Raw genomic sequence first — 16,481 nt, 5'->3', positions numbered from 1 at the left:
GACCCTAGATCGCCGGTCCTGGGCGGGCTCAGCCGAGGAGGCGTCCGGAGTCCATCCGGCGTATGTGCCCGGTGAAGCGACGGCGCAGCGCACGGTCGTGCGAGACCACCACTAGGGCTCCGGTCCACTGCTCCAGCGCGGCTTCCAGCTCCTCCACGAGCCCCGGGGCCAGGTGGTTGCCGGGCTCGTCGAGCAGGAGGAGGTCGGCGGGCCGGGCCAGCAGCCGCGCGAGCGCCAGCCGACGGAGCTGCCCCGCGGAGAGGCCGCCTACCGGCACGCTCAGGTCGGCCGGGCGGAACAGTCCGTACGACAGGAGCAGTTCGGCCCGCTCGTCGTCGGCGAGGGCGAGCCCGCGGCCGAAACAGGCCAGCAGTCGCTCCTCCGGCCGCCGGACGGTGACGTCCTGGGCCAGGTACCCGACCCGTCCGGCGCGCCGGACGTCCCCGGCGTCGGGGCCGACCGTCCCTGCCATGACCCTCAGCAAGGTGGACTTCCCCGCGCCGTTGCCGCCGTGGACGAGCAGCCGCTCCCCCGCCCGCACGGTGAGCGTGTCCACGGAGAGACGGTCCGCGACCCGCACCCCGGTCAGAGTGACGAGCTCTCCCTCGGCTCCGCCCGCCAGGGGGCGGGCGGAGAAGGAGAGGGGCGGAGGCGGCGGAGGCACGGGCTCGTCGCGGAGTCGTCTCAGTCGCTCCCGGGCATTGCGGACGCGCCCCGAGACAGAGGCCTGGACGCGGCCCGCCGCCCGGTCGAAGGCCATTTTGTTGTTGTCCTTCATCTCCCTTCCGGGTGCGACTCCGTGCGCCGTGGTCGCGGCGTACACCTCCAGCCGGGCCGTCTCCTCGCACCACTCCTCGTAGGCCTCCTCCCAGCGCCGCCGAGCGGCCGCTCGTGCCGCGCGGTAGCCGGCGTATCCGTCGCCGTACCGCACGAGCGCCCGACGGTCGGCGTCCACCTCGACGATCGTGGTGGCGACGCGCTCCAGGAAGGTCCGGTCGTGGGAGACGGCCACGACGGTCCCGCGGTGCGCGCGGAGGGCGCCCTCCAGCCAGTCCAGCGCCTGCGCGTCGAGGTGGTTGGTGGGTTCGTCGAGCAGGAGCACCTCGGGGCCGGCCGCGACCGCGCAGGCGATGCCGAGCCGGGCCAGCTCGCCGCCGGAGAGGCTGCCGAGTATCCGCTCACGACCGGTGCCCGCGAGCCCCAGTCCGTGAAGAGCCTTGTCGACCCGGGCGTCCGCCTCGTATCCGCCCCGCAGTTCGTAGGCGGTGAGGAGTTCGCCGTACGCGTCGAGCTCCGCCCCGTCCGCCGTGTCGAGCCCGGCTTCGAGTGCGCGCAGCCGCCGTTCCATGGCGCGGAGCTCGGCGAGCGCGGCGTCGATCGCGTCGCCGACGGTGGCGCCGGGAGGCAGGTCGGGTGTCTGGGCGAGCATCCGCAGACCACCGTCGGCGACGGTGACGACACTGCCCTCGTCGGGCTGCTCCACCCCGGCGAGGAGACGCAGCAGAGTCGACTTCCCCGCGCCGTTCTCCCCCACGATCCCGATCCGCTCCCCGGGGCGCACGGAGAGCGAGACCTGGTCGAGGAGCAGTCGTTCACCACGGGATACGACGACGTCGTGCAGCGAGATCTGAGTGGGCAAGGGCGCCTCCAGGAGCATATCGGCCAAACACAACTTCAATTGCATTAAGCCGAGTGTGGCAGACTCGACCCACTAATGCAACGGGAGTAGCAGTTGAATGACTCGATCGAGGAGCGCCCGACCCCGGCGCCCGGCAACACGCGCCCCGGCGGCCGCACCGCCCGCACCCGGGCTGCCGTCCGCGACGCCGTCCTGACCGGTCTGTCCGAGCACGGGTACCCGGCCCTGACCGTGGAATACGTCGCGGAGCACTCGGGCGTCCACAAGACGACGCTCTACCGCCGCTGGGGCAGCGTCGAAGGCCTCCTCGCCGACGCGCTCGACCTGGCGAGCGAGGACGCCTGGACGCCACCGGACACCGGGAGCCTCTCCGGAGATCTGCGCGCACTCGCGCACGAGGTCGTCGGCGCCTTCGGCGATCCGGCCGCAGGCGCAGCCCCCACCGCGTTCATCGGCGCGGCGTTCCAGTCCCCGCGGGCAGCGGAGGCCCTGCACGCCTTCTACACCGAGCGCTTCCGGCGCTGCGAGGTCGTCGTCACCCGGGCCGTCGCCCGCGGCGAGGCACCGTGGGGCACCGACGCGAACGCGGTCGTCCAGGGAGTCTCCGCACCCCTGTTCCTGCGGCTCTTCATCACCCGCGAACCGATCGACGGCGCGCTCGCGGACCAGGCGGCACGCGCCGTTCTGGCGGGGGTCGAAGCGGGCGCGTACGTCCCGGCGTAGCCCTCCTCGGCCTCGACGCGCCGGGCCTCTCAGGCCCTGCGGGCGGCCGAAGCCACTCGGGCCGATCGGCCGGCCCGGGTCCGCTCAGATCGATCGGCCGCCCCGGGTCCACACGCCGAGCGGCCCGCCCGAATCCGCTCAGACCGTCCAGGCCGACTCGAGCTGCACCACGTCCCCGGCCAGCGCCGCCACATCGGCCGCGGTCCTGGCCCGGAGCCCGAGCCGCTCGATGCGCTCCACCCGGTACTTCCCGTGCTCCGCGGCGGACTGCCACATCGACAGCACCAGGAACTCGCTGCCGGGCGCCTCGCCGAACAGGCCCCTCAGCATGCCGGGGGACCCGGCCATCGCCGGGTTCCACACCTTCTCCTGCATCAGCGCGAAGTGCTCGGCACGGTCCTCGTGGACACGACAGTGCGCCACCCTCGCCACATCGGCGTCGGAGAACTTCGGCTCGAACCCGGTCTTCACATCGAAGCGGTGGTCGAACAGCTTGACCTGGATGTCTTTGTACGTGCCCACCTGCGCGGCCGCCAGTCGATCATGCGAACGCGCCATGAACGAGTCGTAGAAGGCGCGGCTCTCCCAGAACCCGAAGACATGGGCGACATCCGGCCGAGCCCGGCTCCACCCGCCGCCCTGCCCCCGGAATCCCGGCTCACCGAGCAGCCCCGCCCATTTCCGCTGTCCCCGCTCGAACCCTCGACGGTCCATCACGGTGCAGCGAATCCACTTGACCAGCACCGCGCCATCGTACGGGCCCGGAGACCGCCCCGGCAGACCCCGTCAGTGTCCCGCCGGGTGCATGCGCTCGAGTCCCGTGCGCTCCTCGTCGTCCAGTTCGATCCCGAACCGGCTCTCCAGCGTCGCGATCAACTCGTCCACGGGTACGACACGTTCCTCGACGACACCGTCCGTCCGTACTGTCGTCAGCGTGTCGCGCACCAGCGCCCTGCGCTCGTCCGCACCCGGCCACTGGGCCACGACCTGGCCGAGGAAGCGCGACTGCGGATGGCTGGAGCTGTAGTGGTTCATGACGGTGAAGTCACCCGGGTACAGGGTCTGCGGGGAGAAGGCGTACAGATCGGTCCACCCCTGCGGGCGCAGGGACCGCAGCACACGGATGCCCTCGTCCTCCACGACCATCCCGAACGTCCAGCCGCTCTGCTCGACGCGCACCCCGTCACGCAGGGGCACCGGCTCCAGTGGTCCCTGCCAGCCGAACCCCACGTCGGCGAGCCACTGTTCACCCTCGATCGTGACGACGAGAAGCGCGTGCGTGACGGGCGGCAACGCCGCGCCTCGCGAACGGTTTCGGGCCCCGCGCGCGGTCACCGTGAAGCCGATCCGTTCGAGCACCGCGGCGAACAGGGAGTTCTGCTCGTAGCAGTAGCCTCCACGGCGTCGCTCGACGAGCTTGGCCTGAAGGCTCTTGAGATCCAGCGGAACAGGCCGCCCGAGGGCGACGTCGAGGTTCTCGAAGGGCACCGCGCGAACGTGCGCCCGATGAAGGGCCGTCAATGTCCTGAGATCAGGGGCGAGTTCTCCATCCCGTTCGACCTCGTATCCGATTCGAGCCAGATATGCATCGAGATCCAGCTCCTCACCACTCCACAAACCGTTCTCCCCCTCAACCCCCGGGTCCACTGTCGTAGCCCCATGACACCATGAGCAATCGGCCCGCGACCAAGGGCTTTTGAGCGGATGGACGGTTCGACGCGAGGCGTGCGCGGGGGCGTACGCGGAGAGGGGAAGCACCATGAGCGGACTCAACAAGGGGGTGGGCCGGGTCGAGGTCACGCTCAGGTGGGACCCTGCCCCGATCGGCGCGCCGGCCCACGACCTGGACATCGTCGCAGGTGTCTTCGACGCGGACGATCCCCATGGGGCCCCGGTTCAGCTGGTGCACTTCGGCAGTCGGTCCCCCGACGGCACGATCACGCTGCACCGGGACAGCCGCACGGGCCAGGGATTCGGCTACGACGAGGCCATGACTCTGGAGCTCGACCGCCTGGCACCGCGCTACGCGCGCGTGGTGGTGGGCGTCGCCATACAGCAGGGCGGAGGGCGGCGGTCCTTCGGCGACGTGGCGAACACGGGCGTACGGGTCCGCGAGGGCTACACGGACCTGCTGGTCCACGACTTCGCCGACGTGCCGGACGCCCTCGCGGCGACGGTCGTGGAGTTCACGCGGGACGGCGCCGACGGGTGGACGTACCGCCCGATCAGCCACGGCTTCGACGCCGACCCCCAGGTGTTCGGCACCGTGCTGGGTTCCATACGGGCCTGAAGCCCTGACGCACGCGCCCGGACACGGCAGCGCACGCGCCCGGACGCGGCACGAGCCCTGGCCACGGCAAAGGGGACCGGCGCAAGGCCGGTCCCCTTCATGAAGCACCTACTCGTTGTCAGCTGCAGCCGCTGGTCGAGCCGCAGCCCTCGCAGATGTAGCAGGAGCCGGCGCGCTGCATCTTCGTCCCGCAGGAGAAGCAGAGCGGGGCGTCGGCGCTGATGCCGAGCTGCATCTCGACGAGCTCCGCCGAGGTGTGCGCCTGCTTCGGGGCCGGGACCTCGATCTTCGGGGCCGGGGCCGCGACGGCCTTCAGCTCCTGGGCGCGGGGCGCGGACTGGGCCAGCCCCTCGACGTCGACCTCGTCCTCGTCGGACTGCTCGTACGAGCCGGTGTCCAGGTGGCGCTGACGCTCCTCGGCCGAGTGGATGCCGAGCGCGGAGCGGGTCTCGAAGGGCAGGAAGTCCAGCGCCAGGCGGCGGAAGATGTAGTCGACGATCGACTGCGCCATCCGCACGTCCGGGTCGTCCGTCATACCGGCCGGCTCGAAGCGCATGTTGGTGAACTTCGAGACGTACGTCTCGAGCGGGACACCGTACTGCAGACCGACGGAGACGGCGATGGAGAAGGCGTCCATCATGCCGGCGAGCGTCGAACCCTGCTTGGACATCTTGAGGAAGACCTCGCCGAGACCGTCGTCCGGGTAGGAGTTGGCGGTCATGTAACCCTCGGCGCCACCGACGGTGAAGGAGGTGGTGATCCCCGGGCGGCCCTTGGGCAGACGCTTGCGGACCGGACGGTACTCGACGACCTTCTCGACGGCCTCGCGGATCGTCGCCTCGGTCTTCGCGGTGACCTCGACCTTCTCCTCCTCCTTCTTCTTGGCGGAGAGGGGCTGGCCGACCTTGCAGTTGTCGCGGTAGATCGCGAGCGCCTTGACGCCCATCTTCCAGGCCTCGAAGTAGACCTCTTCGACGTCCTCGACCGTGGCCGTCTCCGGCAGGTTCACGGTCTTGGAGAGGGCGCCCGAGATCCACGGCTGGATGGCGGCCATCATGCGGACGTGGCCCATCGCGGAGATGGAGCGCTCGCCCATGGCGCAGTCGAAGACCTCGTAGTGCTCGGTCTTCAGGCCGGGGGCGTCGATCACGTTGCCGTTCTCGGCGATGTGGGCGACGATCGCCTCGATCTGCTCCTCCTGGTAGCCCAGGCGGCGCAGGGCCTGCGGGACGGTGCCGTTGACGATCTGCATCGAGCCGCCGCCGACGAGCTTCTTGAACTTGACCAGGGCGAGGTCGGGCTCGAGGCCGGTGGTGTCGCAGGACATCGCGAGACCGATGGTGCCGGTCGGGGCGATGACCGAGGCCTGGGCGTTGCGGAAGCCGTTCTTGGCGCCGAGGCGGATCACGTCCTGCCAGGCCTCCGTGGCGGCGGCCCAGATCGGCGAGTCCAGGTCGTCCATGCGGACGGCCTTGGTGTTCTCGTCGGCGTGCTGCTGCATGACGCGCTGGTGCGGCTCGGCGTTGCGGGCGTAGCCGTCGTACGCGCCGACGACCGCGGCGAGCTCGGCGGAGCGCTTGTACGAGGTGCCGGTCATCAGGGAGGTGATGGCACCGGCGAGGGCGCGGCCGCCGTCGGAGTCGTACGCGTGGCCGGTCGCCATCAGCAGGGCACCGAGGTTGGCGTAGCCGATGCCGAGCTGGCGGTAGGCGCGGGTGTTCTCGCCGATCTTCTCGGTGGGGAAGTCGGCGAAGCAGATGGAGATGTCCATCGCGGTGATGACGAGCTCGACGACCTTGGCGAAGCGCTCGACCTCGAAGGACTGGTTGCCCTTGCCGTCGTCCTTGAGGAACTTCATCAGGTTCAGCGAGGCGAGGTTGCAGGACGTGTTGTCCAGGTGCATGTACTCGCTGCACGGGTTCGAGCCGTTGATACGGCCGGACTCGGGGCAGGTGTGCCAGTGGTTGATCGTGTCGTCGTACTGGATGCCCGGGTCGGCACAGGCCCACGCGGCCTCGGCCATCTTGCGGAAGAGCGACTTGGCGTCGACCTCCTCGATGACCTCGCCGGTCATGCGGGAGGTGAGACCGAACTTGCCCCCGGACTCGACGGCCTTCATGAACGTGTCGTTCACGCGGACGGAGTTGTTGGCGTTCTGGTACTGGACGGACGTGATGTCGTCGCCGCCCAGGTCCATGTCGAAGCCCGCGTCACGGAGGGCGCGGATCTTCTCCTCCTCCTTGACCTTGGTCTCGATGAAGTCCTCGATGTCAGGGTGGTCGACGTCGAGGATGACCATCTTGGCCGCGCGGCGGGTCGCGCCGCCCGACTTGATCGTTCCGGCGGACGCGTCGGCGCCGCGCATGAACGAGACCGGGCCGGAGGCGTTGCCGCCGGAGGAGAGCAGCTCCTTGGAGGAGCGGATGCGGGAGAGGTTCAGGCCGGCGCCGGAGCCGCCCTTGAAGATCATGCCCTCTTCCTTGTACCAGTCGAGGATGGACTCCATGGAGTCGTCGACGGCAAGGATGAAGCAGGCGGAGACCTGCTGGGGCTGGGGCGTGCCGACGTTGAACCAGACCGGCGAGTTGAAGCTGAAGATCTGGTGCAGGAGGGCGTAGGCCAGCTCGTGCTCGAAGATCTCGGCGTCGGCGGGCGAGGCGAAGTAGCCGTACTCCTCGCCGGCCTTCGTGTACGTCTTCACGATCCGGTCGATGAGCTGCTTGAGACCGGTCTCGCGCTGCGGGGTGCCGACGGCCCCGCGGAAGTACTTGCTGGTGACGATGTTGACCGCGTTCACCGACCAGAAGTCGGGGAACTCGACGCCACGCTGCTCGAAGTTGATCGAGCCGTCGCGCCAGTTGGTCATGACGACGTCACGGCGCTCCCACGCCACCTCGTCGTACGGATGCACGCCGGGGGTGGTGTGGATGCGCTCGATACGCAGGCCCTTGCTCGTGGCCTTCGCTCCCTTGGAACGAGAACCACGTGCCGGACCGCTCGCCGTCTCTGTCATGCCGCCTCCCATATACGGGCAAAACACACTTTGGCGCCCAGAAAGTCCCAGGGCACCGTCTTCTGTACGTCGTTCTGTACTGCTGCCACGAGCGCCACGGGGGTCGCTCGGGGCACGTCTGCCAGGCCGCCCGGCGGCCGGTCGCCGGGCGCGGGGCCCGGACCGCCGGTCAGTCGGCGGCGGTGGCGGGAACGGGGACCTCAGGGGTCGCACCGGTCCCGCGGTTCTCGGCGGGAGGCCGCACGCGGAGTTCCGCGATGGCGGCCTCGAAGTCTTCGAGGCTGTCGAAAGCCTTGTACACGGACGCGAAGCGCAGGTACGCGACGAGGTCGAGCTCCTGCAACGGGCCGAGGATGGCCAGACCCACGTCGTGGGTGGTCAGCTCGGCGCTGCCGGTGGCGCGCACCGCCTCCTCGACTCGCTGGCCGAGCTTGGCGAGGGCGTCCTCGGTGACCGGTCGCCCCTGGCACGCCTTGCGTACGCCGGAGATGACCTTGGTACGACTGAAGGGCTCGGTGACACCGGACCGCTTCACCACCATGAGCGAGCACGTCTCCACCGTCGTGAAACGACGGGAGCAGTCGGGGCACTGGCGACGACGCCGGATCGACGTCCCGTCGTCGGTGGTGCGACTGTCGACGACACGGCTGTCGGGGTGCCTGCAGAAGGGGCAGTGCATTGGTTCCGACCCTCCCTCACGGCACGACTGGTGAACCTCGCCCGACCGTCAAGGCCCTGCGAAGCGACCACCAGCATAGGCGATGTGGGCACCCCCGGCAGACCGGGGACCACTACCCCTGGGTGGCCGGTGCCATCCAACCACTAGATCTTGGGTTGGGGGCGATTCCGGGCGTTCCGCGTGTCGCGACGCGTCCGCTCCCGCGATTCAGCCCCTCCGGGTGCGACACTGGGAGGGTGCACCGCGCGCGACCCAGCGGCGAAGGCTACCGTGACGACCGCATGGGGACGGCGGCGCAAGAGTGCTCATACACCCGCATGCGTACACGCGTAAGGCAATCTGCGAATTTTCACTCGAACGTGTGTTTGGCGCAACCTTTCGAAAGCCACTACCGTTGTGCCAGCCAGGGAGACCATTCGAGAGGGGCCGACGACGTGACCACCACCGCAGACAGTGCCACCATCACCGCCCAGGACCGCTCCCAGGGCCGACTCGAGCCGGTACACGCCATGAACGACACAAGCATGAACGGTGAGGACCCCGGGCGACCCGCCCGCGCCCTCCCCGGGCGACCTCCAGGCATCCGAGCCGACAGCTCCGGTCTCACCGACCGGCAGCGCAGGGTCATCGAAGTCATCCGCGACTCGGTCCAGCGGCGCGGCTACCCGCCGTCGATGCGCGAGATCGGGCAGGCCGTCGGCCTGTCCAGCACGTCCTCGGTGGCGCACCAGCTCATGGCGCTGGAGCGCAAGGGCTTCCTCCGCCGGGACCCGCACCGCCCCCGGGCGTACGAGGTGCGCGGCTCGGACCAGCCGAGCACCCAGCCGACGGACACCACGGGCAAGCCCGCCGCTTCGTACGTGCCCCTGGTCGGCCGGATCGCGGCCGGTGGCCCGATCCTCGCCGAGGAGTCCGTCGAGGACGTCTTCCCTCTCCCCCGGCAGCTTGTCGGTGACGGCGAGCTGTTCGTCCTCAAGGTCGTCGGCGACTCGATGATCGAGGCCGCCATCTGTGACGGCGACTGGGTCACCGTCCGCCGCCAGCCCGTCGCGGAGAACGGCGACATCGTCGCGGCCATGCTGGACGGCGAGGCCACGGTCAAGCGCTTCAAGCGCGAGGACGGCCACGTCTGGCTGCTCCCGCACAACGCGGCGTACCAGCCGATCCCCGGCGACGAGGCGACCATCCTCGGAAAGGTCGTGGCGGTGCTGCGGCGGGTCTGACTCACCTCGCCGGCTCTGACCGGGCCCCGGGACCCACTGCGCCGGTCCCGGGGCCCTGCCGTGTCCTGCCGAGCCCCGGTGAGCCGGGGCCCGGCAGGGTGGAACCTCAGGCCTCCGCCGCCTTCGACGCGGCGTCGATGGCCGCCAGCGACTTCCGTACCTGGTTGCGGTCGGTCGTGTACCAGAAGTCGGGCAGCGAGGCCTTCAGATAGCTGCCGTACCGGGCCGTCGCCAGCCGGGGGTCGAGAACCGCCACGACACCCCGATCGCCCGTGGCCCGCACGAGCCGGCCGGCGCCCTGCGCCATGAGCAGGGCCGCATGGGTCGCCGCGACCGCCATGAAGCCATTGCCCCCGGCCTCCTCGACGGCCTTCTGCCGGGCGCTCATCAGCGGGTCGTCCGGGCGCGGGAACGGGATCTTGTCCATGACGACCAGCTGGCAGCTGGTCCCCGGGACGTCCACGCCCTGCCAGAGCGACAGCGTGCCGAAGAGACAGGTCTTCGGGTCGGCCGCGAAGTTCTTGATCAGTTCGCCCAGCGTGTCCTCGCCCTGGAGCAGGATCGGCAGCTCCGGGACCCGGACCCGCAGCTCCTCCGCCGCCTGCTGCGCCGCGCGCATCGAGGAGAACAGGCCGAGGGTCCGCCCGCCGGCCGCCTGCATCAGCTCGGTCAGCTCGTCGAGCATGTCGCCCCGGTCCCCGTCACGCGCGGGGCGGGAGAGATGCTTGGCGACGTAGAGAATGCCCTGCTTGGGATAGTCGAACGGGGAGCCGACGTCGATCCCCTTCCAGACGGGCAGGTCGTCACCCGTGGTGCCCTCCGGAGCGAGCCCCAGCGAGGCACCGACGCCGTTGAAGTCGCCGCCCAGCTTGAGCGTCGCCGAGGCCAGGACCACGGACCGCTCCGTGAACAGCTTCTCGCGCAGCAGGCCCGAGACGGAGAGCGGCGCGACCCGCACCGACGCGCCGAAACGGTCGTGACGCTCGTACCAGACGACGTCGTACTCCGAACCGTGCGTGATCCGCTCCGCCACACCGTGGACGGTCTCCACCGAGGCCATGGCCTGCTTGCGCACCGCGTCCTCGTCCTGCACCGACCGGTCCCGGGTCGAACCCAGGGCCGTGATCACCGCGCGGGCGGCGTCACGCAGGGCCATCAGGGCGTACGCGAGGTCCTCGGGGATCTCCTCCAGGCGCCCCGGAAGAGCCAGCTCCATGACCCGCTCGAAGCCCTCGGCGGCGGTCTGCAGCTGGTCCGCGACCTTCTCGTCGACCAGCTTCGAGGACCGGCGCACGGCGCGGTTGACCTGTCCGGGAGTGAGCTCGCCGGTGGCGACCCCGGTGACCCGGGAGACCAGCTCGTGGGCCTCGTCGACGATCAGCACCTCGTGCTGCGGGAGCACCGGGGCACCCTCGATGGCGTCGATCGCGAGGAGGGCGTGGTTGGTGACGACGACATCGGCGAGCTTGGCCCGCTCGCGGGCCGACTCGGCGAAGCACTCCGGCCCGTACGCGCACTTGCTCGCGCCGAGGCACTCCCGGGAGGAGACCGAGACCTGGGCCCAGGCCTTGTCGGAGACACCGGGCGTCAGATCGTCCCGGTCGCCGGTCTCCGTCTCGTCCGACCAGTCCCGGAGCCGCATCAGGTCCTGGCCCAGCTTGCTGGTGGGCGCGGCCGCCTCGAAGGGGTCGAAGAGGCCGTCCTCCTCGTCCTGCGGGACCCCTTCGTGGAGCCGGTGCAGACAGAGGTAGTTCGACCGGCCCTTGAGCATGGCGAACTGGGGGCGGCGGCGCAGCTGCGGATGCAGCGCGTCGACCGTGCGCGGGAGGTCACGCTCGACGAGCTGGCGCTGGAGCGCCAGGGTGGCCGTGGCCACCACCACCCGCTCGCCCTGGGCCAGCGCCGGCACCAGGTAGCCGAGCGACTTGCCCGTGCCGGTGCCGGCCTGGACCAGGAGGTGGGAGTTGTCGTCGATGGCCTCGGCCACGGCCTCGGCCATGGTGACCTGGCCGGGCCGCTCCGTGCCGCCGACGGCGGTGACGGCGGCGTGAAGGAGGTCGGGGAGGGATGGCTTCGTCATAGCCCTTCCACCCTACGGGGCGCCACTGACAGCCACGGCACGCGCGCGCGTCACGCGAGCGGGTTGGGCACGGTCCCGTGGACGGCCGCGTGGGGTCGCTCGGGGCGGTCCCGGTAGCCGTCCAGGTGCAGACGGTTGCGGTTGAGGCAGAGCCGCTCGATCCGGGGGGTGAGAAGGTCGAAGAGCTCGAACCGTTCCTTCAGCTCGGGGAATCGCGCCTGGTGACGCAGGATCTCGGCACGGACGAGGGACCAGAAGTCCTCCTCCGGCACGCCGAGTTGGTTCTCGCAGAGCGGTGCCAGGTAGCGGAAGACACCGACGAAGAGCCCCGAATGGATGAACTGGACGAGGAAATCGGGTTCCTCGGTCAGGAGGACGGCGCGCACATCGTCCGGCAGGGTGTCGTGCTCGGGAAGCGACCGGGCGCTGATGTTCACGTCGTCGACGAAGTCCTTGATCGCCAGGCGTACGGGCACGTCCTCTCCGTCGTAGACGACGATGGCGTTCTCACCGTGCGGGGAGAAGACCGTGCCGTAGCGGTAGAGGAAGTGCAGCAGCGGGGGCAGCAGCGCGGCGAAGAGGCGCTGGAGCCAGACGGCCGGAGCGAGTCCGGAGCGCTCGACGAGTTCGGCGACGAAGGCCCGCCCGTCGGGGTCCGTGTGGAGCAGGGAGGCGAGGGTGCGGGCCCTCTCGCCCGGGGGCAGCCGCAGCGGTTCGCGCCAGATCGCGCCGAGGAGTTCCTTGTACTGGTACGGGACTTCGGGCAACCCGTCGTACAGGGGGTGCTCGACGGTGACGGAGGCCACCTCGCCGAGGAGGATCACCCCGCACTCGTCCCGCAGGAAGGGGTCGGCATCGCGGAGGCCGTGGACCCAGGCGGTGACGGCCGGGGCGGCGAGGGTGCGTTCGGTGGGCAGGCCGCGCCAGACAAGGGTGTTGAGCACGGACAGCGGGAGTTTGACGGTGTGCCGGTCGGGGCGGCTGGTGTTGAGGAAGGTGCGGACCGACTGCTGCGGCAGCCGGAGGTCCCCGTCCGCGGAGAGCGGGACGACGGTCCCCGCGGCGATGGCCGGGGCGTAGAGCGGAAGCAGGACCTCGTCCCACTGCCAGGGGTGGACGGGCAGCAGGAGATAGCCGTCGGGTTCGTGGCCGCGGGCGGTCAGTGCGGCGCGGAACGCGTCGTGGACCTCGGGGTCGAGCTCCTGGGCGTAGAGACGGTCGGGGGTGCCGAGCCCGGACACGCCCCGGTAGGCGGCGATGCGGTTGCTGACCGCGATCCACGGCAGCCGGGTGGGGCGGCGGGCCTCGGGTGCCCACCGGGCGGCGTCGGTGGCGGAGAAACCGATGCGGCCCTTGTTGAGGACGAGCCAGGGGTGGCCGGTCTGGTGCCCTTCGAGGTCGGCGTAGGAGAGGTCGGCGAGCCGGGCGGCGGAGAGGGCGGTCTGGTCGAGGCGGGCGTCGGCGGCGAGGGTGGCGGAGAGCTCGCGGATGAGGTGGCCGAGGGTGGCGCCGTCGAGCTGGAGGAGGCGGCGGGCGCGGACCAGGAAGTCGAGGGCGTCGGTCATGGGCCGGCCCTCGTGGGTGATCGAGTCGGCGGCGATGTACCAGCTGCCGTAGGCGCCTCGGCGGGCACGGAAGGTGAGGGTCGTGCCGTCGTCGAGCCGCAGGGCGTGGAGGTCCGGTTCGTCCGCCACCGGTGCGGGTTCGACGATCTCCTCGTAGGCGAACTCGGCGAGGGCCTTGGCGAGGAGCCGGGAGGAGGCCCTCGTCCAGGCGGCGGCGTTCAGCTCGGGGGGCGCGAGCAGCTCAGGGGACGCTGGGAGTGCGGACTCCGGCGCCGGTTCGGGCCTGGAGGAACCGGTGGGAGCCGTGGCGGACCGGGTGGGCTGTGCGGAGTCGTGGGGTGCAGGGGACGTCGACACGAGGACTCCTCGGAGTGGGAACCGCTGTGGATCGAGCGGTGTATAGAAGACAGAGGGTTGCTCACAGAACGTGACGAAGGGCGCGGTCACGCATCATGAGCGCCGCTCGCTTGTCAGGGAGGTCGACTTCCGCCGCATAGCGGAAGCCGCCGCTGAGGAAGGCCGAGACGGAGGGGGTGTTACGGATGTCGGGTTCGGCGACGACGCGGGTACAGCGGGGACGGTGGTCGAGGACGAGATCGGCGACGGCACGCAGCAGTGTGCTGCCCACGCCGCGGCCGCGGTCGGTGACGCCTCCGATCAGCAGATGGATACCGGTGTCGTGGGGGCGCGCCGGGTAGTGGCGGGCGAGCGGGTCGAGGTCGGCGCGGTAGATCTCGAAGTAGCTCATGGGCGTGGCGTCGAGCACCCCGAGGCAGGGGACGCTGCGGCCGTCGCCCTCGACTTGGGTCCGGATGTGCTCGGCGGTCACGGTCTCGGGTCCGGCCAGTTCCCAGAAGGCGGCGACGGCGGGGTCGTTCATCCATCGGGCGATGAGCCGCAGGTCTCGTTCGAGCCGCACGGGGACGAGCTGGAAGATCCCGGCGGACGTGTGGGCGGCGTTCCAGGTGGCGACGGAGTCCAGCAGGTCGCCGTCGAGGAGTTCGGCGTCGACGTGGCCGCCTTCGAGGAGGGTGACGAGTTCGTCGAGCCTCAGGTCGAGGGTGTCGTCACCGGGCGGGTCGGCCGGTGGGCGGATGGGTGACACGGTGTCGCTCTCCTCTCGGCGGTGCGGTCGGTGTGTGGTTTCTCCGAAGGCGTGTTCAGGCGCGGAGGGGGTTGGTGACGGTGACGTAGACGGACTGGGTGTCGACGGGTCCGACGAGTTCGTCCATGCCGTGGAGGCGGGTGAGGAGGTTGGCCTTGCTGCGGAGGGTCGCGGCTTCCAGGAGGCGGTGCGGCAGGGGTGAGCCGAGGCTGGTGGCAGAGGTGAGGAAGCTGCGGAAGGCCGCGAGCAGGACGCGCTCGTCGGCGAGGTGCTGGGCGCCGAAGGCACCGATCAGGCCCAGGACGTTGTTGATGCCGAGGTAGTAGGCGAAACGCTCGTCGGTGACCTGGTCGGAGACGAAGGTGTCGCTCGCGGCGCCGATGCCGGGGAGGCGGCTCTCCAGCTCACTCCGGTGGGACTCGCGGAAGTAGTAGCCCTGGTTGTCCCGGTAGCGCCCGCCGACGGGCCAGCCGTCGGGGTCGAGGAGCACCAGGGTGTTCTGCTGGTGGGCCTCCAGGGCGATGCCGGCGTGTCCGTCGAGCCAGAGGACGGGGCGGACGACCTGGTCGAGATAGCGGAGGAACCACTCGGCGGCGACGGCCGTGGTGGGACGGCCGGTGCGGAGGGCGAGGCGGCCGATCACGTCGGCGAGGCGGGAGCGCATGGCGCTGGTCCCCGGCCAGGGCCGGGGGGCGGTGAGGGAGGCGATGCAGACGGCGTCGTCGCCGGGCCCGAAGGGGTTGTGGCGAATCATCAGGTCGAGGCCTGGGACGGGGGCGCCGTCCGGGGTGTCGACGGCGAGCCACGCGGGGTCGCGGACGATGTCGAAGCCGGGGTGGGCGGCCTGCCATTCGTCGACGAGTCCGGTTCGGAGCAGCCGGTGGACCTCGACGCCGCGGTGGAGTTCCTTACGGAGGTTCTCGCGGCGCGAGTTGGTGATGCGCAGGCCGAGGGAGAGCTTGAGCATGGCCCGCGCGCCGGGGCGGTGCACGGTGCGAACGGAGGAGGTGGGATGCCACGGGCTGCCGTGGAGACCGAGGTCGTGGAGAAGGCCGGCGTCGATGAGTGCGCGGATGTCGGGGCGGTGCAGCAGCTCTCGGGCCTGCCAGGGGTGTACGGGCAGGGGCGCGGTTCCGGTGGGGAGCGCGATCCCTTCGGCGAGGGCGACGGCGAGTTGCTCGGCGCTGACGGGACGGCCCTGTTCGGTCCAGCCGGAGTCGGAGGCCAGGAGGGAGGCGTCGACGGCGAGCCAGTGGAGGGGGAAGGAGCCGTGCAGTTCGGGTGAGTAGAGCCGGGCCTCTGCGTCGGAGAGGCCTTCGCGGCTCTTGGGCGTGGGGTGGAGGGGGTGGCCGAGCAGCAGGGACTGTTCGGCGGCGAGGAAGAGGTCGGCGTCCGGGTGCGGTTGAGGCGAGCGGCGGCGCTCGGTGAGGAATTCGGCGGTGCGACGGGCCGAGTCGGCGACCCTGCCGACGAGTTCGGTGCCCTCGGGGCGGCCGGTCTCCCGGCTGAGCAGGGCGGCCACGGTCACGGCGTCGACGGTGGGGGCCGTGGCGGGGAGGCCTTCGAGGGCGGGGGCGCCGAAACGGTGCCAGCCGGTGGGCGACCAGTAGCGGACCGGGACGAGCAGGGCGGTGCCGCTGGCGTCGAGGGGGATGCGCAGGGTGGTGGAGCCGGGGGTCGGCAGGTTCTTCTCGCGGACCCAGCAGCGGAGCAGGTTCTCGACGGCGGCCACGTCGGCGGCGCGCTGCGGATCCGGGTCGTCCAGGGGTCGGTGGCGTTGGCCGGGCGGTGCGGGTCGGGGGCGCTCAGCGGGTCGGGGGCGCTCAGCGGGTCGGTGCCCGCGGCCGTGCGGTGCGGTCGTGGGTCGTACGGGCCGATGTGCTGGCGCGGGACCGTGGCGTCGGCGGGGCGGGAAGCGACGGGGCCGCGCTCCACGCCATCGGGCTCCGTGGCACCGAGGGCCGTGGCGGCGAGGTCCGAGGTGCGGAGGTCCCCGCTGCCGAGGTTCGAGGTGCGGAGGTCCCCGCTGCCGAGGGCTGTGCCGGGTTCGGCGGTGGCGAGGGGTTCGGTGGCGTTGGCCGGGCGGTGCGGGTCGGGGGCGCTCAGCGGGTCGGGGGCGCTCAGCGGGTCGGTGCCCGCGGCCGTGCGGTGCGGTCGTGGGTCG

General features: G+C 71.0%; 12 protein-coding genes. 3 read left to right on the top strand and 9 right to left on the bottom strand.

Features of this window, described 5'->3' with window-relative positions:
* Positions 1 to 28: 28 nt before the first annotated feature.
* Positions 29 to 1,639: an ABC-F family ATP-binding cassette domain-containing protein gene (locus IF00_RS0135440; protein ID WP_245234719.1), complete on the bottom strand. Its 1,611-nt coding sequence runs from the start codon at positions 1,637 to 1,639 to the stop codon at positions 29 to 31.
* Between the two features lie 93 nt (positions 1,640 to 1,732).
* On the opposite strand from IF00_RS0135440, the gene IF00_RS0135435 reads away from it, so the two are divergent.
* Positions 1,733 to 2,362, top strand: a complete 630-nt coding sequence (locus IF00_RS0135435; protein ID WP_030325333.1) for a TetR/AcrR family transcriptional regulator — start codon at positions 1,733 to 1,735, stop codon at positions 2,360 to 2,362.
* Positions 2,363 to 2,500: 138 nt separating this feature from the next.
* On the opposite strand, the gene IF00_RS0135430 is transcribed toward IF00_RS0135435, so the two are convergent.
* Together IF00_RS0135430 and IF00_RS0135425 are read right to left on the bottom strand one after the other, a co-directional pair.
* Positions 2,501 to 3,106 carry a YdbC family protein gene (locus IF00_RS0135430; protein WP_030325331.1) on the bottom strand — a complete coding sequence of 202 codons (606 nt, stop codon included), beginning with the start codon at positions 3,104 to 3,106 and terminating at the stop codon, positions 2,501 to 2,503.
* Positions 3,107 to 3,148: 42 nt separating this feature from the next.
* A complete protein-coding gene (locus tag IF00_RS0135425) occupies positions 3,149 to 4,009 on the bottom strand; it encodes an arylamine N-acetyltransferase family protein (protein ID WP_030325330.1) in 861 nt (286 codons plus the stop codon).
* A 112-nt stretch (positions 4,010 to 4,121) separates the two neighbouring features.
* Here IF00_RS0135425 and IF00_RS0135420 point away from each other — a divergent pair, with 112 nt between their 5' ends.
* A complete protein-coding gene (locus IF00_RS0135420; RefSeq protein WP_030325328.1) occupies positions 4,122 to 4,652 on the top strand; it encodes a TerD family protein in 531 nt (176 codons plus the stop codon).
* Between the two features lie 118 nt (positions 4,653 to 4,770).
* Here the strand turns inward: IF00_RS0135420 and IF00_RS0135415 are convergent, their stop codons facing one another.
* The gene (locus IF00_RS0135415; protein WP_030325326.1) at positions 4,771 to 7,665 is read right to left on the bottom strand and encodes a vitamin B12-dependent ribonucleotide reductase; all 2,895 of its coding nucleotides are present in this window, start codon (positions 7,663 to 7,665) and stop codon (positions 4,771 to 4,773) included.
* A 169-nt stretch (positions 7,666 to 7,834) separates the two neighbouring features.
* Positions 7,835 to 8,344: a transcriptional regulator NrdR gene (nrdR, locus tag IF00_RS0135410; RefSeq protein WP_030325324.1), complete on the bottom strand. Its 510-nt coding sequence runs from the start codon at positions 8,342 to 8,344 to the stop codon at positions 7,835 to 7,837.
* A 434-nt stretch (positions 8,345 to 8,778) separates the two neighbouring features.
* Between nrdR and lexA the strand changes: the two genes are divergently transcribed.
* The gene (lexA, locus tag IF00_RS0135405; protein ID WP_030325322.1) at positions 8,779 to 9,567 is read left to right on the top strand and encodes a transcriptional repressor LexA; all 789 of its coding nucleotides are present in this window, start codon (positions 8,779 to 8,781) and stop codon (positions 9,565 to 9,567) included.
* 106 nt (positions 9,568 to 9,673) lie between these two features.
* Here lexA and IF00_RS0135400 read toward each other — a convergent pair whose 3' ends face one another.
* The 4 genes from IF00_RS0135400 to IF00_RS0135385 all read right to left on the bottom strand — a co-directional run bounded on the left by IF00_RS0135400 (position 9,674) and on the right by IF00_RS0135385 (position 16,049).
* Positions 9,674 to 11,647, bottom strand: a complete 1,974-nt coding sequence (locus IF00_RS0135400; protein ID WP_030325320.1) for an ATP-dependent DNA helicase — start codon at positions 11,645 to 11,647, stop codon at positions 9,674 to 9,676.
* Positions 11,648 to 11,697: 50 nt separating this feature from the next.
* Positions 11,698 to 13,569 (bottom strand): IucA/IucC family protein, encoded by a 1,872-nt coding sequence (locus IF00_RS0135395; RefSeq protein ID WP_030325318.1) that lies wholly within the window; start codon positions 13,567 to 13,569, stop codon positions 11,698 to 11,700.
* Positions 13,570 to 13,630: 61 nt separating this feature from the next.
* A complete protein-coding gene (locus IF00_RS0135390; RefSeq protein ID WP_037639834.1) occupies positions 13,631 to 14,317 on the bottom strand; it encodes a GNAT family N-acetyltransferase in 687 nt (228 codons plus the stop codon).
* 55 nt (positions 14,318 to 14,372) lie between these two features.
* On the bottom strand, positions 14,373 to 16,049 hold the full coding sequence (locus tag IF00_RS0135385) for an IucA/IucC family protein (protein ID WP_245234718.1): 1,677 nt from the start codon (positions 16,047 to 16,049) through the stop codon (positions 14,373 to 14,375).
* Positions 16,050 to 16,481 lie beyond the last annotated feature (432 nt).

Origin of the sequence: Streptomyces flavochromogenes (assembly GCF_000717595.1) — a bacterium.
Taxonomy (GTDB): Bacteria; Actinomycetota; Actinomycetes; order Streptomycetales; family Streptomycetaceae; genus Streptomyces; species Streptomyces flavochromogenes.
The sequence above is the reverse complement of the archived record's forward strand: the minus strand, read 5'-3'. Positions and strand labels throughout refer to the sequence as shown.